Source organism: Brevibacillus schisleri, from assembly GCF_055685845.1.
Genome location: NZ_JBVNDM010000001.1, coordinates 5,741,899 through 5,761,502 on the forward strand (window position 1 = coordinate 5,741,899; position 19,604 = coordinate 5,761,502).

A 19,604-nucleotide genomic window follows, 5' to 3' on the forward strand; every position below is an offset into this window, starting at 1 on the left:
CTCCGTTACATTCTGTTTTCTCTTTCCAGCTTTTCGTGAATCATCATTCGCCTGTCCTCGGATTTTCTGCTGTCTATTTTGGGGACCGATTGTTGTTTCTTCGTCTTTTTGGCTACCTTCCCGCTGGTGTTCGGACGAGCTGGCTGCTGTCGCGTGATGACCGCACCCGGGGATAAAAGCTGCGTCTGATTGCTCCACGTAATGAATTCATCTTTGACAAACAACGGTAGCTCAATCGAGCCATGAAAATCGACGTTTTTTCCTTGGAATTTTCCGTCGCATGGCCCGATGAGCACATTCCACGCCAAATCAAGCTCGTCTATAGTCAAAAGTGCCTCCGAGCCCGTTAAGCGATCCAATCCAGCAAGCCACTGTCTGGGCCCTTGATAGCCTTGCACCTCGACGTAAGGAGCTGTACTGTCTCCGGGTAGAAAGAAATCAAAGGAGATCGACTTCGGACGTCTGGAAGAGATGCGATTGCCGGACAATAACGTAATCGATGTCGAGCTTTCGATGTCGTTGCCGTAGCCACGAAACTGGATTTCCGCAGGTGTAACCGGAAACGTCAGCCTATATTTTCCTTGTAGACGGATCATCTCGTTACCCCTCCCCTCGTCTCTATTGCATCCAGCAGGGATCGCTCGATAATGTCCTTGATTCTCTGCGCGACAGATGGATCGCTGAGCATTTTTAACATGGTTGGGATATCTTGCAGTACGCCTTGTACGTGCAGCGGAATCGAAACTTGCGGAATAGAAATGGAGACAGGCTGCGGATTCCCAGTTGAGTTGCCAACAGGCGAGTGATTCGGAGCAGCAGGACCTGCTTGAATTGCTGGTTGCATAGCTGCAGATGGCCCAGGAGTCTTGTTCTGCCACCACGACTTGATCCCATCGTATAGGGCACCACCCGCCGCTGATCCACCCATGCCACCAATAAAGCCACCAACTATCCCTCCGATTGCTGTACCAATCCCAGGTAACACCGAACCAATAACTGCTCCAGTAGCCGCTCCCGCTGCTGCCCCTCCCCAGCCACCAAGTGCTTCTGCCCCCACTTGTGCTGCAGTATCCAGCTTGTTCGCTGAGCCTGCAATAGCTGTGACGCCTAGTAAAGTTCCCAGAAGAGGAACCCTTCTGAGTCCTCCTTTCAGCATATGTTTCCAACCACCTTTGCTGGCAGCTTTACCAGTCTCACCATGATTGCCGCCACTATCTGGTCCGGGTTGATTTCCTGCAGAAGAGGGAGTTGGCGCACTGTTTTGATTTTTGTTTTTGCCGTCCGTTTTCTCTGCTTCTTTTTGCGGATTACCGCCACCGGCGTCCGGTTGTTTTTTTCCTGCCGTAGAAGTTGTTGGGGCATTGTTTTTTGTTTTCCCGGCTTTTCCTTGGGGACCACCACTATTCGAAGCAGATTTTTCTCCTGTTGGAGAGCGATCCGGAGAACTTTTTTTCTTTGATTTCTTTTTAGAAGAAGATCTTTGTGTGCCATCGCAGCAACAACAGCAGTCTTTTCCGCCAGTCGCTCCTTGAGGAAACTTTTCTATGGTTGTCCGAAGATCTCTGAATTTTTTCAGTTGTGACGTCGTATGAATGTTCAAAGCATTCCCGAGGAGTAGTAATCCTCCGACAAAAATCGCAGTACCTTTTATCGACTCGTCCAAAGAGTTAAATGAACTCATTACTCCTTCAGCTGCTTCCGAAATCCCTGTATTTATCTCAGACATTTGTTCTGCGTACAGAGTCGCGATCTCCATGGCCTCGTTTCTCGCCATCGCTTGTGCCTGCCCAGTTTTATAATAAGCATCGTTCTGAGCAGACAGTTGATGCGCATTCACCGCTTCATTCCCGACTTTATATGCGCTCTCTTTCCCCATTTCCGGCACAAAAGCCCCTGTAGCCGTATCTTTTACTTCTCGCAGACCCTTCGCCACGTCAACTCCGGCATCGCCTGTCAAAGTATCGAATGCACGTTGTTGTAACGTTTGATCCTGGATGCTAGAAAAAGTCATCAGGAGTTTTCCAAGGGCGATATTTATTGTTTCTTTCTCCCCTGTTGCGAGACTTCTATTCAGCGTTGCTATATCCTGGGCGGCCTTGGCCTTTGCATCCTTCTTATTTTGAGCCTTGTAATGCTTCTCAAGGATTGCGGCGAGATCACCATTATCCGACATCTTCATTGCATTCTCATACAATGCACCATACGTTTTAAAATCATTCAAAAGGTTCCCAACTGAGACAAAGGTAGCGGCCATTTTTTCAGGCGTATTCAGCAAATTGCCATTCTGTAGGTTGAAGTGAGCCATAGACTCCACAAATTTTCCAGTCGCGGCTCCCCCTCCCTTGTTGCTTAAATACTGAACGGCATTTGACTGCCTAACGGTACTTTCATCACCAGTAGAAATCTCAATGGAGCTCATCATTTTCATGATGTCATCTTCCGTAAACCGCGTCGTGTATTTCAGCATGCCTGCTTTTTCTGCATACTTTAAACCATTGGTTGCATGCACAAGTTCAGCTTTGGCCATGAGGCTGTATGCTTGATCTTTCTTTATATCAGGGTTGAGCTCACGTATGGTTATGGAAGTCTCTTCTATCTTCAGGAGTTGCTCCTTACCTTTGCCACCAGCTTCAAAAAGTGTGCGTTCTCTTTCTGTCGCCTGAGCTTCTTGGGCAACCGAACTCAGCGTTGTTCCAAGAGCCTTTTCGATCAAAGGAGTTAGTGAGCCCTGGAGTCCTTTTGCGAAATCGTCATACTTACCTACTACTCCACTATAAGCATCAAACGTTTCCATCATTGTTCCTGCCATTCTTTCACCTCCTTGTCCTCCCAGATGTCTACACCCAGCAGAACCCGAAAAAAGCCGGGAGATCTACCCCCCAGCCCTTTCCTCATCCTCTGCCTCAATCAACTGACAAGCAAAAATAAACAGCTTCTGCTTGTACAAATCGACTTCGTACTCGAGTAGATCCGACGGGCGGCCTCTGCCTTTTAGAAAAGCGCGGCAAATATGCCAGGCCTCGCCGTCAGATCGGATTAGTTTTTTGCTTCTTCAATGGCTTCTTCTTCCGTTTGGGCTGCATTGACTTCACGGACCGCATTGAGTAGCTTGGTGTAGCCTTCTGGGTTGTCGCGGAAAATTTTCTCGACGAGCTCATACTTGGTGCCAACCTTGTACGCTTTCTTGAGCTCTTCCTGATTCCAAGGGAATTCGTGCTCGGTCGCCTTCACCAAACGAGCATCGTTGTACAGGAACCAATCCGTTTTCTCTCCTTTGTCAGCCATGCGTTCGCAATCACGCAGCTCGGACAAATTCAATTGGCGTACCTTCCACTCGTCACCATCGATGTTGACGGTGATTTCTCTTCGCGGAGCTTGTTCATTAGCCTTGGCTAAAAATTTCTCGAGTTTGTTTTTGTTCATATTTAAGCACTCTCCTATTCCGTGTAGGTTGGCAATTCATCCAGGTAGTCTGGCTTCTCGATGGAAATCCCTTTCAGATCGTAGGTCGCATGATCGTTGCCGTCTGCTTTGGCTTCCCACAGCGTAATCTCATCTGGGTTCAGCACGATGTTGGAAATGCGGACGCGCTCAGAGTTGCCGGCTTCCTTGTCCAGCGTCTCGCCGATCAGGAATGGGAGGACTGGGGTCTTGCCTTGCGTCAATTGATCGACGCAGTAGTATTTCAACGCAGCGTTGGTTGCGGTAATTTTCAATGTCACTTCTACATGCCAGTCGTTGACGGTTTGGATTTTTCCTTTTTGCAGGCGATTCGTGTCGCCGTACTCTACCTTGAGAACCATTTTACCTTCCAAGGTACCGAAGATCGGGTCTCCGTTTTCATCGTAAATTTGGCAGTTCTTCAGTTTAATATCGCGTGCAATAGCCAATTACAGCACCTCCCAGTCAATGTCAAAGTATTCGATGGCATCAAGCGGTTTCGCAGACAAGAGGAAGCCACGGCGATCCCCGATGCCATTCTTTTTATCCGTAAATGTCCAGCCCGTATCAATCGCGCCCTGCTGCTCGCGGACGGTCATGTACGCGTTGACCGCAGAGACAAACACCGCGCCGCCCAAATCGTTGTTGCCGAGCTTACCTTTGTATTTCTTGCCGACTTGGCTGATGTCGTTGACGATCTGATCCAGCGTCATGCTGACACGGATTTTGCCGTAGTCCTCGCGCTCATGTGTACCCAGAACAGCCAGCGTATTGACGGCGCTCTCGATGATGTACACGTCTCCGTCGCGAGTTGCGATCAGCGTTCCAGAACCGAGCGCACTCAAAATATCCGTGTGGCCCCAATCCTTGAGCGCTTTTTTCAATGGAACGACGACGGCCGTCAGCGATTCATGCGCAGGTGTCGCGGCGATCATACCCGCTACCCATGCGGCCCACTCCAGGCTGCCGTATACTTTTCCGTTGTTGTGCTGGCCAGCGATAGCACTGTTCACGACAAAACGAGCATTTTGCGCCACAGAGCGCTCGATGTGCTTCGCCATGTTCTCGTCGTCCGCCGCCTTTCCACCGATTACCAGCGTGCTGAGCTTCTTGTTTTGTGTGCGACGATCGCTCATGAATTGCTTTGCTGCCGCTTGTACAGCCGCATCGTCAAAAGGCAGATACATCGTGTCAAAATCAGCTCCGGACACAGCCATGAACAGCTTAGTAGAGTCAGCTGAGGTAAGCGCTACCGTGCCACTTTTCGCTCCTGTTAGCGCTGTTTCCGGCACGATTGTAACGGCAGTCTCACCCAGCTTTTTCACACGCACATAGTTGGATTGGCTCGTTTTCGCTGCCAGCTCATTTGCATCCGCAAACGAAAACTTCTCCGTTTGCAGCGGACCTGTTACCTGAAGTTCTTTTTTACCTGGCTCGGACGTCGAGACCGTGATCGTAACCTTCAGCTCGTTACCTACCAACCCCGGATACAGAGCCTCGACTCTGATTGCATCGGCTTGCTCATACGCTGCTTTTGTAGCTGTGCCATTCGTCATGCGGTACGCGAGAATCGTCGCGCCACCTTCTGCTGCCAGCTCTACAGTATCGACCTTGCCAAATGTCTGGGCAAGTCGCTCCTCAAAGCTCCCCAGCTTGACCAGCTCATCTGGCGCCCCCCACTCCGCTTGATACGGTACCAGTACGACACCGCTCTTCGGTACTACACGTTCTTTTGCTTTTGCGATCAGTTCGACCGTTACACCCGGACGTTCACGTTGAATGGTCATGCTTACACCCCGCCTTTGTATTTGGTCAGTCGGCTCTTCACTTGTCCTTCTGCCAGTAGTTGATCATCTGCTTCCGAAAAAAGAGCACCTGCTACCTCGAACCGTTCGGCTCCAAGGTAAGCGGCGCTCTTGATCCACTCTTGTTTGGTTTGCACAAGCTCTGAGGCCTGTGCTTGTTGTTCTTTTCGTGCCACTATGATCGGACCCCCTCTACATCAAATTCGTTGATTTTTTCTGTGACTGCTCTCTGCACCGCCACGTTGTAGGTGAACTGGAACGCGATTTCCGTCCGGTCCTTTTTATCCCGCCAAATACGCAAGGTGGAGCTATCGATCTCGATGGACAATCCAGACGTCTTACCTTGATAACTGAACTGCCTTTGGCGAAGAAGCTCACGCAGCGGTTCGGCTGAAAACGGCTGGTAGACGCCCGCTACCTTTGGATAGTGGAGGACGATGGCTGCTTCTGAGACCACCTGATAGGAAGTGAGGCTTCTTCCTTCTTCACGGACCCCTTGCGTTAAAAGAAACGCGATAGGCGGTTGGAATCGCTGCGCCATCCAATCGTCCACATTCACAACAGTAGACAGCTCTGGATACGCTTCCTTCACCAGTTCACTGAGAACAGCTAGCTCACGATCCATCCAGCTTCCACCTCCCATACTTGCGGTATTCTGGTCTGTCTTCGTCACATGTCTCTTCCCCCCACTATTTCACTTCATTTGGCAAGATATCCACGGCAAATACCCGCCGAGCAGGGAGCGAGTGCCTTTGGCTTTGACTCGCAACATCGTGTGGCGTCAATTGCCGTTTTCCCCGCTCGCCGGACATTTGAGTCGTCGGCGTACATAAAAAGCCACCCGACAGCTTCATCGGATGGCTCGTATCTCTCTTACTTGTTTCGCTTGACTCAAGTATAACCGATCCGGAGGAAAAACCGGGAAAATGACCCGATGTGTCAGGAAGTGTCAACCTTTGTCAGCCTCAACATACTTGTGAAAATGAAAAGAAGCTGTCATCTTCCAGACAGCTTCTCGTCTATTAAGCCGGGCTCTGTTTTTCATCATCCAGTCTGCTGTACCTGATCTCCATACATCGCCCATGCCATCTTCATCACGGCACTGCGCTTGATTTCATAATACCGCTGTCGGGACACACCGATTTCTTTGGCAATCAAATTGTTCTTGTCGCCATCCAGCAAAGCTTCGACTACCAAGCGTTCCTGCTCTCCAGGAATCGTCTCAACCGCTTTGTTGATCCGCTCGATTTTATCCTGCAAATTTTGTAGCCTCTTCCATTTCCGCTCCCGGCGTACAACCTCTGCGTGCGTCTTATCACCATTGCTGCCTTTTCCTTTCGGCATCCCTGCATCCAGTCCGTACTGTCCGACCATTCCTTCCCCTGCTTCACGCAAAAAACGCTGGATACGCACGATCTCGATCTGCATGTAATTGTAGTCGCGGATTTCTTCCTCCGCCTTTTGTAGAAAATCTATAATGGGTGCTTGCTCGCTCGTCCGGGCAAAACCTTCTTTTCTTGCGGATACTGTCTTTTGCTGCCCTTTTGTCTCTTGATCCCGCATGTACTTGTCCCACTCCGGGCAAGAATCGATTTTTCCTACGTGCTTATCATGAATCTGGCAATGTGATTTCTTTCCCCAGCACGTTGCCGGACACACCTCGCATACTGCTTCCATGAAAACATCTTTGCTGATCAAGGTACTATTCCCCCTCGGTCATATCTATGAAGTCCGTATGATTGCTTATTGCTTATCGGTTTTCGTTGAGTCTTGCGTCTTTTCTTAATCTTTGAGACAAACCGATCTGTCCGATAATGACTCCGACCAATAATACAACTGCTCCGATTAATGCTGCTTCTATCATTTCGTACGTATCTCCTTTGCATCGTCATTTTCTTGTATAATGGAAAGGGGCAAAGAGGATACTCACCAGTTGTATTCTTTGCCCCAAGCAATTAATGGGGATTCCGATCGTCAGTCGGGGTCTCCTTTTTTTGTTCCAGCTGCTCTTTCTTTTTCTCTTTGTTTGCCTTTAATTGCAGGTTGAACAGATTATTGATCCGAATCTGCAAATCCACCTGCTTAAACGTGACGATTAGCGCAAGGAAGCACACGACAACCGCGAGAACCTGAACGTAATCAATCGTCATCATAGCATCACTTCTCCACTGCGGATCGCTTCGAGCATCGCCGTTTTCATTTCTTGCATGCTCTCTTCGCGAGGTAGTTTGATAAAGGAAGCAAGGTACTCCATGTCAGGAAGCAAAAAGTCGAGGATCGTCAGTACGGCCCGATTATCCCCTGACTGTGCTTTTTGGAGGATCAAGCTGAACGAGTCAGCTTCTCGGCCAATTGGCGCAAATATTTGTTTTTGCATTTACTCACTCCTTGTCTGGTCATTTTCAGTTTTTGGGCTACCTGTTCTTCTGTCATTCCTTGAATAACGACATGCTTGATAATGATCCGGGCTTTTTCTGGGAGCTGCATCAACACCTCCTGAACATACAGGTCGGACAGATTGTCCTCGATCGTTTCCGTTCCCCGCATCCCTTCTTTGATCACCGTCTCCCTGCACAAACGCTTCTTGGCGGCGTATTGCAATCGCCAAGCAATCCTTTTGAGCACCTTTCTGCAATGCTCTTTTAACTGCTCATCTGTCATATGCTTCACCTTCTGTCTTTTTCGAACATCCAACCGAAAATAGGAACACTCGTTCTCTTTGTGGTACAAGTATCTCATACTATGGTAATAAGTTCAAGTTCTTTCTACCAGATTTTTGGAGATGATTTCTCCGGTTAAACTTCTGCATAAATTCCAAATAAAACGTCAAAAACACGATCCCCATTGGAGATCGTGCTTGTGTAGAAGTATGAAATTATCCTTACACAACGGATGTTCCCACTCGATAAAAGTACAAAATTACCATACTTTTCGAGCTTTATCTGTCCATCACACAACAAACACGATAAAAATAAAAAAGCAAGCTCCTCTCTCATTCACAACAGAAGAGCTAGCCTGCTATCTTTCGCACTTTTTTAATCCCAAATATTCGGTCGTTCAACGCCCATCGTTCTCATATAATCCAGCAGTTGACCGGTATGTACCGACTCATGATAGGCGATTCGGAGAAGCATGTCTCCAAGTGTGCGGACATAGCCTACATCGGATCGATCAATACGGACACTCTCCAAATCGCTCTTGGACAACCCTCTGACGAAGCGGAGAAACTCTTCTCGATACGGCTTCGCAAAGGCCAAATCTTCTTCTACGGTTGAAAACTCTTTGGTTTCATACGGATTGGGGATGTCAGACAGGGCAGCGCTTCCCCGTTGGATCAAAATCTGGTGATACAAAAACTCACCCTCCATGACATGACGAATCATTTCTCCGCATGTGAACGCTTTATCGTCAGGCTTCCAGTTCAGCATTTCTGTAGGAATTGCCTTCCACACCTTGATGCTTCTACGCCTTACTTCCTCAAAGTTTAAGATTAAGAGATCATTTTCGTTCATGCCATGTTTCCCTCCCCGTAAGCTCCGTCTAATTTTTTTGATAGAGATCACAAGTCGCTACGTGATCATTGACCATGCCAACTGCTTGCATAAAGGCGTAACAAATGGTTGAACCGACAAAAGTAAAACCGCGCTTTTTCAAGTCCTTGCTCATTTTGTCGCTAATTTCGGTAGAAGCAGGGACATCCTTCATTTCCTGAAAATGATTATGAATCGGCTTCCCGCCTACAAACGACCAAAGATAGCTGCTAAAAGACCCAAACTCCTCCACAACCCGCAAATAGGCGTGGGCGTTCTTCACGACGCCGCGAATCTTCAGCCTGTTTCGAACGATGCCTTCGTCTGTTAGCAATTGCTCGATTTTGGCTTCGTCGTATTGAACGATTTTCTCCGCCTCAAAGTTATCAAACGCTCTTCGATAATTTTCCCGCTTCTTCAGGATCGTGTACCAGCTCAGTCCGGCCTGTGCGCCTTCCAAATTCAAATATTCAAAGAGCAACCGATCCTCATAGACAGGAACTCCCCACTCGTGATCGTGATAATCCATATAAATAGGGTCCTGATTCACCCAGCCGCACCGATTCATGGAAAGAATCCTCCTCTACCAAATACGAACATATATTCTTATGTAAAGAATATACAATCATTGGGTATTCTGCAAGTTTTTCTTCACAAAAAAAGACCTCATCCATCCGAGGTCTCTCTGCAATCAAGCAGTTAAAATAATTGGCTTCCCCTTCGTTACAACGATGGTGTGCTCGTATTGAGCTACGTAACTCTTATCAGGCGTAATGAGCGCCCAACCGTCTCTGCCATCATCCACATATTCCGTCCCGGTTGAAATGAATGTTTCAATTGCCAACACGAGACCTTCTGTGAGCAAGCGTCTTTCCTTTTTGTCATAGTAATTCAAAATGTAAGCAGGCTCTTCATGCAAGCTTTTGCCGATGCCATGGCCCGTAAGGTTTTTGATGACTGTGAAGCCCTTTTTCCTAGCCTCCTGGTGAACAATGCGACCAATTTGGCTTAGCTTTGATCCCGCCTTTGCTGCATCCAATGCCTTGTACAGCGACTCCTCTGCGCATTCGCATAAGGATTTCTTCTCAGGCTCACCTTCCCCTACAACAATTGAAGCACCTGTATCGGCAAAATAACCATCCAGCTCCGCCGAGACATCAATATTGATGATATCGCCATTTTGCAGAACTGTATCATCAGGGATGCCATGCGCAACAATGTGATTGACACTGATGCATGTATGCCCTGGAAAATCATACGTAATATTCGGTGCAGATCGCGCTCCGTACTTTGCCAAGATCTCTCCGCCAATCCGGTCGAGTTCTTTTGTTGTCACGCCCGCCCGCACTGCTTTGAGCATCGTCTCCCGTGCTTCTGCCACAATGCTACCGATCCGTTTCAAACAAATCAAATCATGTTCATTTTGAATCGACATATGTTGCCCTCCTGTCTACGAATGTAATGATTCCTCTACATTGGAACATTTTTCATTGCCAATCGCAACCTGTTGAAAAAACAAAGAACCCCAGAAGCACCCTCTGCGGCCCTTATCTAGCTTCCCCCCAGTCTCTCTACCAAAAACCAAACAACATTGGAAATGAGCAAAGACTGTCCGATTCCAAAACTGATTCCTGTGAAAAAACGCAGCTTGTTATTGCTTGTTCGCCACTTCCAATGTTGGGTAAAGCCATCAATCAGCATGGGCAATAAAAGCAGTCCAATCAAATAGTAAGAAGTCACGATATGCATTCCTGCAAAAACAGGCGCCGGCAGGTATCCAACTAGGATCGAAACACATCTGGCACATAGGGGCATTTTCTTACCACCGATAGAAAAGGAACGATCTGCTCGTCGATGACAGGGAATCCACTGCGTATTGATCTTCATCAACTCCCACAATCTGGCTTGCAATCGCAATCTGGTGTATCACAATCCGGACAATCAACGGGAAGATGGCTGCAATCTGGCGAACCATGTTTACGCTTTTTCCGGTTTGTCGAATAATAGAGGATCATGCTAATGAAAACGAGAAGACCAAGTATTAGCAAGACTCCTCCTGTAACATAATCCCCTTGATACATAAATACGCCTCCCGCAATCCATGCGATCATGCAAAGCGTTAATCCAACAAAAAACAGATACACCCTCTCCCTTCTTTTCTTTCTACGGGAAAGAATATCTGTAGTTTCAACTGTGCGTTACGTTCGGGCGTGAAGTCATCGACCCGGCCGATTTGTTATAGGGTCTACATATTTATACCGCTCTGTACGTGCGTATGTAAGCCGATAAAAAACAACATCCCTTCTCTTTATCTGAATTTGCTTTCGTATTTGTCTCACTTGCGTAAGACCAATACTAAGCTTCAAAAAAGAGAAGGGAATAATTGGGGGATGAGAAGAACGTTTCTATTCTAAGCGTTTCGTTTTCTCCGCAGTTGATAATAGGTCACAGCCAGTGCAAGCGCCAAAACCGTCCCCTTAATAATATCGTACGCGTAATACGGCAGATTGAGCATCGTCATGCCGTTGAGCAGCACCCCGATCAGAATGGCGCCCACAAATGTACCAAAAACGTTTGGCTTTCCTGCACCGAATACGGAGAAGCCTACAAAAGCAGCCGCCACTGCATCCATCAGCATGGAGCCGCCGCTACTCACCTGCCCGGTACCGATTCGCGCTGCCAAGAGCATTCCGCCCAAGCCCGCAAAAAGAGCAGAAAGCACATAAGCCAAGGTACGATAGCGATTCACAGGAATCCCCGACAGACGGGCTGCTTCCAAATTACCACCTGTCATGTACAGCATCCGCCCCTGTCTCGTATAGGTCAGGTACACATGCGTGATCGCGACAAGTAAAAAGGTCAGGATAACCGGAACAGGAACGGAGAGAATTTCTCCTTGGCCCAGCCACAAGAACCATTCCTGGAATTTTCCCGGAGCCTGTGAGCCGTCTTGCATCGGCATGTTTGCGTAGATCGAGTAACCTTGGGAATACGTCATATGAATGCCGTTGACGATGTAGAGCATCGCCAGAGTAGCAAGCAAATCAGGAATGCGGATTTTCACGACCAGGAAAGCGTTGACCAGCCCGACGAGCAAGCTGAGTACAATCGGAACAACCAAAGTCGTGAAGACTCCTTGTTCGTACCAAACCATCATCGAAGCAGAAACGACCGTGGTCAGTGAAACCGTCGATCCTACAGACAAATCAAAGCCTCCGACAATCAGCGAGAACGTAACGCCTATCGCGACAAATGTCACAATCGAGATGGAGCGAAGAATGTCCGTCAGGTTGTCGTACGTGAAGAAATACGGGTTGGTCAGACTGAATAACAACATGACAATGACGATGACTGCAACCGTTCCGTATTTATAAACAAAATCAAACAAACTAAACTTTTTATCTGCCACGTTACTCACCTCCGCTTGCGTAGTACATAATCAGCTCTTGTGTTGCTTCCTCGCGACTCAATTCCTTCACGATTTTGCCCTCGAACATGACGAGAACCCGGTCTGCGATCCCGATGACCTCCTGAAACTCACAGGAGAAATACAGGACGCCCTTTTTCTGCTCGGCAAGATTTCCGATCAGGCGGTAAATATCGCTTTTCGCGCCGATATCCACCCCTTTTGTCGGCTCGTCAAACATAAAGAGGTGAGCGTTTGTATCCAACCATTTGCCAATCGCGACTTTTTGCTGGTTTCCGCCGCTGAGAAAACCGACCAACTGCTTGATGTCGGCTGTTTTTACACCAAGGCGCTGCACCAGCTCTTTTGCGTTAGCCGCTTCCGCCCCTCTTTTGATAAAACCGAGCCAGGACTTCTTTTTCAACGAGGCGACAGACAGGTTGTTCTGCACGGACTCCTCTACAAAAATACCCTCTTTGCGCCTCTCCTCCGGGACGAGAACGATTCCGGCATCGACGGCGTCTTTTGGCGAGCGCAGTTGGATACGTGTTCCATGCAATCGAACAGCTCCACCCTTTGCCTCATCCGCACCGAAGAGCAATCGGGCGAGCTCAGTCTTCCCTGCCCCAACCAGACCGACGACACCCACGATTTCTCCCTCGCGAACCTGCAAGTCGACTCCGTGTACCTTGCCACCAACCACACCAGACGCCTCAAAAATCGTTTCGCCAATCGACACTGCCAGCTTTGGGAACTCCTCGTCGAAGCTTTTTCCCAGCATGTTCGAAATCACTTCGTCCATATTGGTCTTCGCCGTCTCTGTGGTCACAACATGCTGTCCATCGCGCATGATGGTGATCCGATCACAGATTTCAAAGATTTCCGGCAGGCGATGGGAGATATAAATGATCCCGACTCCAGCTTTTTTCAACTGCGCAATGATTTGAAACAGCCGTTCGCTCTCCTTCGTGCTCAACGGCGCTGTCGGTTCATCGAAAATGACGTACTTCGCCTTTTGAACGGTCGCCCGTGCAATCAAAATCAATTGCTTTTCCGACAGCGTACATTCTTCGACGAGCATCCTCACCGGAATGGAAAAGCCGAAGTTTTTTAAAATCTGCTCCGTTTCGTTGTACAAGCTCTGCCAGTTGATCAATCCCTTGGTTTTCGCCTGGACGAGCTGGTCCGCCAGTATGTTTTCGGCGACACTCAAATACGGGATCAAGGCGGTGTCTACTTCCTGATAGACACATTGAATGCCTTGTGCTTTGGCGTCCTGCGGAGATTGAATCGACACGGCCTGTCCATCGATGGTGATACTGCCACCATCTGCCTGATACGCTCCCGTGAGAATTTTCATCAGGGTACTCTTTCCCGCACCATTGGCTCCAAGCAGTGCGTGAACCTCACCTGCGCGCACCTCAAAATCAACGGATCGCAGGGCAGGAACCCCAGAAAACTGCTTCTCCATCCCTTTCATCTGCAATGTGGACATTTTTCACACCTCCTGTTAACCTGCGTGTTCCCACCTCTATAAGGAAAAATCCCGTTGACGGATACAGCTCAACGGGAAAAGCCAATTTGGTTCTTACTTGCCCCACTCTTGTACGTATTGGGACAGGTCGCCCATCGTTACTTTTTTATCCTTCGGCAGGTCTTCTTGTTTCACCAGCACTGGGTTCAGCTTCACGTTGTCTGGCACTTGCTCGCCTTTGATTTTTTGGAACACGGTTTGGGCATGGATGCGTCCGATATTGGATGGGTCTACCGCTGCCGTCGCTGCCCACGGAGAGTTTTCTGCCTGAATCATTTGCAAATCCTCATCGCTCAAATCGATGGAGTATACTTTGATTTCCGTACGTCCTGCTTGTTGGATGGCACGTGTCGCCCCTTTGGCAAATTCATCCCAAGCCGCCCATACTGCTGTGATGTCGCCTTTATTCGGATACTTTTTCAAGATCGCTTCCATCTGCGTTTGTGTATCGAGAGCCGTATTGTTGGTAGCAGAACCGAATGCCGCAATTTCTTTCAAGTCCGGGTATTTCTTCTGGAAAGCTTCGTACGTCACTTGGCGTTTTTCCATTGGCGCAAAGCCAGCTACCCAAACTTTTACGATGTTGCCTTTGCCGTTTGTATCTGCCGCCAGCTTTTCCAGGCTCAGCTCTGCCAACTTGTTGTCATCCTGCGCCACAACTGGCACACCCGGAATGTTGATGTCTGTATCAAACAGGACAACCGGGATTTTTTTATCCACGGCCTTTTGTGTGCCCTGCTGCAACGCTTCTGCCGTACCATGATCGATCAAAATGCCATCAAACCTTTGGTTCACAGCCGCATCGAGGTTGGACGCCATTTTTGCCAGATCGGTATCTGCGTTGAATACGGTCAACTCGCCGCCGTTTTTCTCCACCTCTGTCTTCACGCCATTGATGTATTGCGCGGAGAACGTCCCTACGTTTTGACGCATGATCAGTGCGATTCTCTTTGCCTTCTCTCCGGAAGCACCGCCGTTTGTGCTTCCGGTTCCTGTTGTTGCTCCGCTGCCGCATGCCGTCACGAGAACAGAAGCTGCCAAAACAAGTGATGTGATCAGACCGAGTTTCTTTTTCATTTTGATGTTCCCCCTTTTTTCTTTTTAAAACAGATAACAAGATGAAAAATTTTTGTTTCCCCTCTATCGGTTGGGGTAGCCCTGGCACATGTCTTCCAGTCGCCTGTATCCTCTCTGCGTTCGGGCGGTCTCCTTCCAGACATGTGCCAGGGCTAACGAATAGCTGGTGTGTAATAGGAGCCTTTACAACGTTTTGTTAGTGATTCATCGAAGCTTCTTTTGATTTCACTTTCAAAAAGGAAAAAAACTTCGTAGAAGAAGCGCATTTCCAGTCCAAGCGCCTCTGGAGCCCATCTCAGCATAGGAAGAAATGGAGGGGAATTTCAGCTTCATTTATGGAATCCTTCCTGAACCTTCTGCGCTTGAAGCGCTCCCGCTATTTCTTCCGAAGCGGACAGTCTTCACTCACAGCGGGGCGGAGGCTGAAGCGTAGACTGGAAATGCGCTTCAGCCCCACGACAGCTACGCAAAAAATCCTCTTTCACAGAGAAAGAGGACAAAAATCGACAAGATTCTCGCCTCTTATCTGTCAGGTATCCTACCTGTTGGAGTTAGCACCTTGGCTCGAAAGAACGCATTCTCTCGTGCTAGGTTGCCGGGCTTCATAGGGCCATTCCCTCAGCCTTCTCTTGATAAGAGTAGTTTCTATTTTCAAAACGTTTGTATAAGTATATACAGAATATAATCTGGCAATTACCTATCTGTCAACTAGGTTTACCGAAAGAATTTTCTTGATAAATATTCCAGTTTCTTCTGTAACATCAAGAGGGATTTTGTTGTGTCTTGTCGAATTATCGTAGATTGATACAAGCCTAGCAAATATTTGCGATGAGGATGCTACATGAGTCTATTAAAAGAAGTCATTCTTCAATGGTTTTTCGCCATTATCCCGTTTGTGTTTTTCAACATTTATTACCGTGACAAAATGAGGAACTACAGCCGTTCCTTTATTGCCATCACCAGCTCAGCCTGCATGTTTCTCGCGATGACCTTCGCCCCGAGTGTCACGAATGGCATGTTTTTTGATATCCGACATGTCATCATATTTTTCGGACTAGTTTATGGCGGAATCGAGATTGCCTTGCTCCTTCTGATTGAAGCCTTGGTTTATCGGTACTACCTTGGTGGCGAAGGAACATGGGTTGCCTTGCTGATCCTTACAGTCAATTTTGTGTTGTCACTCTTTTTGTATCGACACTACAAAGCCAGTTATCGGAAAACACTGTATCTTTTTATGACGAGTGCGATTTTTTCTACGGTTGCTTTAGGGACTACTTATTACTTTTTTCCCACGTATGTAACTCAACACCTCGTTTACTACACCATAGCGATTCCTATTCAAAACTTTTTCGGCCTCTGGTTATTAATGTCGCTTTTCAGCAAATGCGTTTCGGATAAGGAGCTGTTTATCCGCCACGCGCAAAACGAAAAAATCCAGACGATGAGCCATGTTGCTGCATCGCTCGCACACGAGGTTCGCAATCCGCTGACAGCAGTCAAAGGCTTCTTGAAATTAATACAGGAATCTCCGGAAAATTTGGTAAAAGTCGATCAATACATTCGCATCAGTCTCGATGAAGTTCAACGCACAGAAGCCATTTTGACCGAGTACCTTGCGATTTCCAAGCCGCTCAAGGAACGACATGAGATCATTAATGTTAGCGAGCATTTGCATGCCATCCGCGAAGTGATGCTCCCCTTTGCCAATATGCATAACGTGGAGCTTACGCTACAAGATTTTGAAAGACCTGTGACGATCAAGGCCAATCCAGACGAGTTCAAGCAAGTGTTGGTGAATTTCATCAAAAATGCTATCGAGGCGTGCTCGGATATTTCGGACGGAAAAGTCTCCTTGGACTTGCTCATCGAGCGAAACAAAGCCCTGTTGGTCATCAAGGATAACGGCGTCGGCATGGATGCAGGACAGATCAGCCGCCTCGGAACGATTTACTTTTCTACGAAAACAACTGGGACCGGTCTGGGATTGACGTATTCCTATCATGTCATTCATGCGATTGGCGGAACGGTCAATGTATCAAGTAAACCACGAGTAGGAACCAAGTTCACCATTATGCTCCCGTATAAGGCACAGTGACTTCATGCAACTTTGCAGAGGGACTGTGCCTTTTTCCATTCGATCGCTAATGATGCAACGGGGGTACTTGTGGTTCTTTTTCGTTTTTCAAGGAGAACTGCAATTCATTTTGGCGATTGATCGTCGCGAGAAAGACTTGTTCGGACGCAATCCCCTTTTTCTTCAATTCGTGCACAAGCCATTGCTCATCGCGTTTCCGGTATGACAGCACATCCGGATAAATCTGCCACTGAGCCCAAAGTAATAATGATGATAAAGTCAAAAAATTGGAAGCTCCCCAATCGAACGCTTGCCCATGAACAAGGTGACTAGCAGTAATAAAGAATAATCGTACATACGCGCCCGATGACGATCATGGTTTCTCCGAATCCTTCCACGTTTGTCCCTCCCCTCACGCTTTACTATGCAATTTCTGGGAAGGCATTATGCAAAACAAAACACCAGGAGTCTCCCCCTGGTGTCTCTCATTATTGGAGTGGCTGCCATTCTCCCGAAATGGCATCCATATCCCCATTGTTTTTCAGTATTTCTGCCGAATAGACCAAGACTGGTTGCTCTTGAATCTTATTGTAATTGTTATCAAGAGGGAAGACATAGCGAGGACTGAGCGGATGATGTTGGAGATAAACCTGCGCTGCCTTTCCCGCTGAAATCACCTTGGCCACATCTGCGAAGCTCTCCTGCTCATGAGGGAATGTCAAATTCACCCCGATAATTTCTCCTGTCTGCCCGTCGATCATGACCTTATAATACTGATCCGGTACCATTACGCCGTTTATTTCTCGGACAAAGTTCAATTCAACCTGTCTGCCCATCACATACACTTGCTCCTGCATCCGAATCGTCTTCACCCGTGAATCCAGATACGGCTCCAAAAACAAGATCGCTCTCTCCTGCAATTCTGCGACGGTAAGTGTCGGATCACCTTCTCGTAGCTCAGGATAAGAGATCTTGAACGCTGCTGCCCGATTGTTGACAGTAGTAAGCCGCATGAATCGCTCTCCTTTTTTGGCCTGGTATTCCCGTTCGTTGTCTCCCAGCATATATTCAGGCACATTACTCCCCGTAAATAGGAAGCCCTCCACCTTCTGACCGAAGAACTCCATGGCAGCCGCAGCCTCTTTTGCCGATGCAACCATTGTCTTCTTGCCTCCGGGCTTGACGGCAATGCTGTCGAGAAACGACTCCCCACGCCACAAGGTCGTTTTCACTTCCTTGCCAGTACGAGCGTCGAGATACCCGGAGAAGTTATCCTTGTAGCGAAGAACGTAGTCCACTTCCTTCTTCCCAACTCTCTCATACGTCAGCTGCATGACTTCTGCAAGTCCGCTCTCTGTTTTCTTCGGAGAAGGCCTCTCAGCTATTGGAGGAAACTGCCCGGGGTCCAGATTCATTCCGGTTGAATCCCCTGAATTGATATAGCGAATATGCCCGCCATCGCTCATGCCAATCACATAGTTATCTCCTTCTACCTGCACGTCATTTACATAGCGTTGCAAGCGGACGGCTTCATGTGAAACGGTATCTGCTTCCTCTTGCCCATCTACTTGTTCGAACCGATACTGTTCCAGATTTTTGCCCAGGAACGGTTCCATAAATGCCTTCGCCTGTTTCTCTATTAGCTCCTTGGAGGGCGTTCCTTCGACTTTTTCTTGCCCTGGAATCTTTTCCAGATCGAATCCGAGCAAGAGCCCGCTTTTGGCGTCCAGCTTCGCTCTGGCATATAGCGACACTTCTGTTCGTTCTTTGTTGCTGAACATGCGAAAATCTATGTCGTACAGCTCTCGAGGAGCTTTCTTTACGTAGACCCTCTTTTCCGATTCCCGAAAAGAAGGATATTTCTCGTACAGCTTTTCCAGTGTTCTGATTGCTGCTTGGCTTAGCTCGCTTTCTGTTATTTCTGTCGAGGAGAAGGAGCGGGGAAGCAAATGCGCTTGTGATTCAACCCGAGATTGCGTGAACATCTCCGGGGTTACACCCATCATCCATACTGCTGCTGCCACCGTTGCAGCGGAAACCGTCCATGTCGCCAGCTTGAGGACGATTCTTTTCGAGCGATTCGTTTTGGTGCGCGCCCGTTGCACCAGCTTTGCTTCCAGCGCTTCGACGAATTCGCTCCTTGGCTCCGCATCCTTTGACTGAGGAAGAGCCGCGAAGAATTGCTCGTCATTTGGAGTATTCATTGGCCAACCCTCCTATCCAGTCGACATGCAAAACTTTTTTGAGTTCTTTTGTTGCCCGGTGAAAATCTACGCGGACCTTGGCTTCGCTTGTCCCGAGGATTTCTGCCGTTTCCCGAATACTGTAGGCCTTGATGCCACGCAAAATCAGTACATTCCGATGATGCGGCTTCATTTTTTGCATCGCCTGCTCAATTTCCAGCTGTTCTTCCTTGGAAGCCAGCTCCGCTTCCGGCCTTCCCAGAAGAGAAGGCAGCCCTTTTAACAATTCCATGCCAAAAAGCGTTTGCACCCGCCTCTTCCGGTAATCATCGATGGCGACATGCTTGGCAATATGCAAAATCCATGTCTTCACACTGGAACGCTCTTCATATCTACCCAGAGCGTCCAAGACTCGGATAAACACTTCCTGCGTCAAATCCTCCGCATGCTCGCGCTTCCCCGTGAAGTAGTAGAGATATTGATAGACATCACGGTAGTGCTCGCGATAGATCGCTTTAATCCGCGCTTCGTAATCGACTGTGTCCTGCACTGGA

General features: G+C 48.2%; 23 protein-coding genes, 1 pseudogene and 1 riboswitch. Of the genes and pseudogenes, 1 reads left to right on the plus strand and 23 read right to left on the minus strand.

What is annotated here, in order from left to right; translation table 11 throughout:
* Positions 1-5: 5 nt before the first annotated feature.
* The 19 genes from ACUUHJ_RS27285 to ACUUHJ_RS27375 form a co-directional block, all read right to left on the minus strand.
* The gene (locus ACUUHJ_RS27285; RefSeq protein WP_472300528.1) at positions 6-596 is read right to left on the minus strand and encodes a hypothetical protein; all 591 of its coding nucleotides are present in this window, start codon (positions 594-596) and stop codon (positions 6-8) included.
* Positions 593-2,809 carry a hypothetical protein gene (locus tag ACUUHJ_RS27290; RefSeq protein WP_472300529.1) on the minus strand — a complete coding sequence of 739 codons (2,217 nt, stop codon included), beginning with the start codon at positions 2,807-2,809 and terminating at the stop codon, positions 593-595. Before ACUUHJ_RS27290 ends, ACUUHJ_RS27285 begins: the two co-directional genes overlap by 4 nt.
* 227 nt (positions 2,810-3,036) lie before the next feature.
* A complete protein-coding gene (locus ACUUHJ_RS27295; RefSeq protein WP_472300530.1) occupies positions 3,037-3,423 on the minus strand; it encodes a phage tail assembly chaperone in 387 nt (128 codons plus the stop codon).
* A gap of 14 nt (positions 3,424-3,437) precedes the next feature.
* Entirely contained in the window at positions 3,438-3,890 is a 453-nt protein-coding gene (locus ACUUHJ_RS27300; protein WP_016741306.1) for a hypothetical protein, read from the minus strand.
* The gene (locus tag ACUUHJ_RS27305; RefSeq protein WP_289674659.1) at positions 3,891-5,228 is read right to left on the minus strand and encodes a phage tail sheath subtilisin-like domain-containing protein; all 1,338 of its coding nucleotides are present in this window, start codon (positions 5,226-5,228) and stop codon (positions 3,891-3,893) included.
* Between the two features lie 2 nt (positions 5,229-5,230).
* A complete protein-coding gene (locus tag ACUUHJ_RS27310; protein ID WP_289674660.1) occupies positions 5,231-5,422 on the minus strand; it encodes a hypothetical protein in 192 nt (63 codons plus the stop codon).
* The gene (locus ACUUHJ_RS27315) at positions 5,422-5,919 is read right to left on the minus strand and encodes a hypothetical protein (RefSeq protein ID WP_472300531.1); all 498 of its coding nucleotides are present in this window, start codon (positions 5,917-5,919) and stop codon (positions 5,422-5,424) included. The genes ACUUHJ_RS27310 and ACUUHJ_RS27315 overlap by 1 nt, the downstream gene beginning before the upstream one ends.
* Before the next feature lie 371 nt (positions 5,920-6,290).
* Positions 6,291-6,944: a hypothetical protein gene (locus ACUUHJ_RS27320; protein WP_289674662.1), complete on the minus strand. Its 654-nt coding sequence runs from the start codon at positions 6,942-6,944 to the stop codon at positions 6,291-6,293.
* 257 nt (positions 6,945-7,201) lie between these two features.
* Entirely contained in the window at positions 7,202-7,399 is a 198-nt protein-coding gene (locus tag ACUUHJ_RS27325; protein ID WP_017251814.1) for a hypothetical protein, read from the minus strand.
* Positions 7,396-7,623, minus strand: a complete 228-nt coding sequence (locus ACUUHJ_RS27330; RefSeq protein WP_088909490.1) for a hypothetical protein — start codon at positions 7,621-7,623, stop codon at positions 7,396-7,398. The genes ACUUHJ_RS27325 and ACUUHJ_RS27330 overlap by 4 nt, the downstream gene beginning before the upstream one ends.
* A complete protein-coding gene (locus ACUUHJ_RS27335) occupies positions 7,569-7,907 on the minus strand; it encodes a sigma factor-like helix-turn-helix DNA-binding protein (RefSeq protein ID WP_289674664.1) in 339 nt (112 codons plus the stop codon). Before ACUUHJ_RS27335 ends, ACUUHJ_RS27330 begins: the two co-directional genes overlap by 55 nt.
* A 374-nt stretch (positions 7,908-8,281) precedes the next feature.
* The gene (locus tag ACUUHJ_RS27340) at positions 8,282-8,758 is read right to left on the minus strand and encodes a DinB family protein (protein WP_016741321.1); all 477 of its coding nucleotides are present in this window, start codon (positions 8,756-8,758) and stop codon (positions 8,282-8,284) included.
* A 28-nt stretch (positions 8,759-8,786) separates the two neighbouring features.
* Positions 8,787-9,344 (minus strand): DNA-3-methyladenine glycosylase I, encoded by a 558-nt coding sequence (locus ACUUHJ_RS27345; protein ID WP_015893337.1) that lies wholly within the window; start codon positions 9,342-9,344, stop codon positions 8,787-8,789.
* Between the two features lie 123 nt (positions 9,345-9,467).
* Positions 9,468-10,211 (minus strand): type I methionyl aminopeptidase, encoded by a 744-nt coding sequence (gene map, locus ACUUHJ_RS27350; protein ID WP_289674665.1) that lies wholly within the window; start codon positions 10,209-10,211, stop codon positions 9,468-9,470.
* A gap of 116 nt (positions 10,212-10,327) precedes the next feature.
* Positions 10,328-10,663 (minus strand): DUF2085 domain-containing protein, encoded by a 336-nt coding sequence (locus ACUUHJ_RS27355; RefSeq protein WP_289674666.1) that lies wholly within the window; start codon positions 10,661-10,663, stop codon positions 10,328-10,330.
* A complete protein-coding gene (locus ACUUHJ_RS27360) occupies positions 10,596-10,751 on the minus strand; it encodes a hypothetical protein (protein WP_472301263.1) in 156 nt (51 codons plus the stop codon). Before ACUUHJ_RS27360 ends, ACUUHJ_RS27355 begins: the two co-directional genes overlap by 68 nt.
* A 435-nt stretch (positions 10,752-11,186) precedes the next feature.
* The gene (locus ACUUHJ_RS27365) at positions 11,187-12,185 is read right to left on the minus strand and encodes an ABC transporter permease (protein ID WP_016741326.1); all 999 of its coding nucleotides are present in this window, start codon (positions 12,183-12,185) and stop codon (positions 11,187-11,189) included.
* Between the two features lies 1 nt (position 12,186).
* Positions 12,187-13,677 carry a sugar ABC transporter ATP-binding protein gene (locus ACUUHJ_RS27370; protein WP_472300532.1) on the minus strand — a complete coding sequence of 497 codons (1,491 nt, stop codon included), beginning with the start codon at positions 13,675-13,677 and terminating at the stop codon, positions 12,187-12,189.
* Positions 13,678-13,770: 93 nt separating this feature from the next.
* Positions 13,771-14,793 carry a sugar ABC transporter substrate-binding protein gene (locus tag ACUUHJ_RS27375; RefSeq protein WP_188066124.1) on the minus strand — a complete coding sequence of 341 codons (1,023 nt, stop codon included), beginning with the start codon at positions 14,791-14,793 and terminating at the stop codon, positions 13,771-13,773.
* A 519-nt stretch (positions 14,794-15,312) separates the two neighbouring features.
* A riboswitch (SAM riboswitch) is annotated at positions 15,313-15,432 on the minus strand.
* A 202-nt stretch (positions 15,433-15,634) separates the two neighbouring features.
* Between ACUUHJ_RS27375 and ACUUHJ_RS27380 the strand changes: the two genes are divergently transcribed.
* Positions 15,635-16,888: an ATP-binding protein gene (locus ACUUHJ_RS27380; protein ID WP_289674669.1), complete on the plus strand. Its 1,254-nt coding sequence runs from the start codon at positions 15,635-15,637 to the stop codon at positions 16,886-16,888.
* A gap of 46 nt (positions 16,889-16,934) precedes the next feature.
* On the opposite strand, the gene ACUUHJ_RS27385 is transcribed toward ACUUHJ_RS27380, so the two are convergent.
* The 4 genes and pseudogenes from ACUUHJ_RS27385 to ACUUHJ_RS27400 form a co-directional block, all read right to left on the minus strand.
* A complete protein-coding gene (locus ACUUHJ_RS27385) occupies positions 16,935-17,099 on the minus strand; it encodes a hypothetical protein (protein WP_472300534.1) in 165 nt (54 codons plus the stop codon).
* Positions 17,100-17,115: 16 nt separating this feature from the next.
* Positions 17,116-17,244: pseudogene (locus ACUUHJ_RS27390) on the minus strand (DUF421 domain-containing protein); the annotation flags it as partial.
* A gap of 111 nt (positions 17,245-17,355) precedes the next feature.
* Positions 17,356-19,071 carry a hypothetical protein gene (locus tag ACUUHJ_RS27395; RefSeq protein ID WP_472300536.1) on the minus strand — a complete coding sequence of 572 codons (1,716 nt, stop codon included), beginning with the start codon at positions 19,069-19,071 and terminating at the stop codon, positions 17,356-17,358.
* Positions 19,055-19,600 (minus strand): RNA polymerase sigma factor, encoded by a 546-nt coding sequence (locus ACUUHJ_RS27400; protein WP_289674674.1) that lies wholly within the window; start codon positions 19,598-19,600, stop codon positions 19,055-19,057. Before ACUUHJ_RS27400 ends, ACUUHJ_RS27395 begins: the two co-directional genes overlap by 17 nt.
* Between the last annotated feature and the right edge of the window lie 4 nt (positions 19,601-19,604).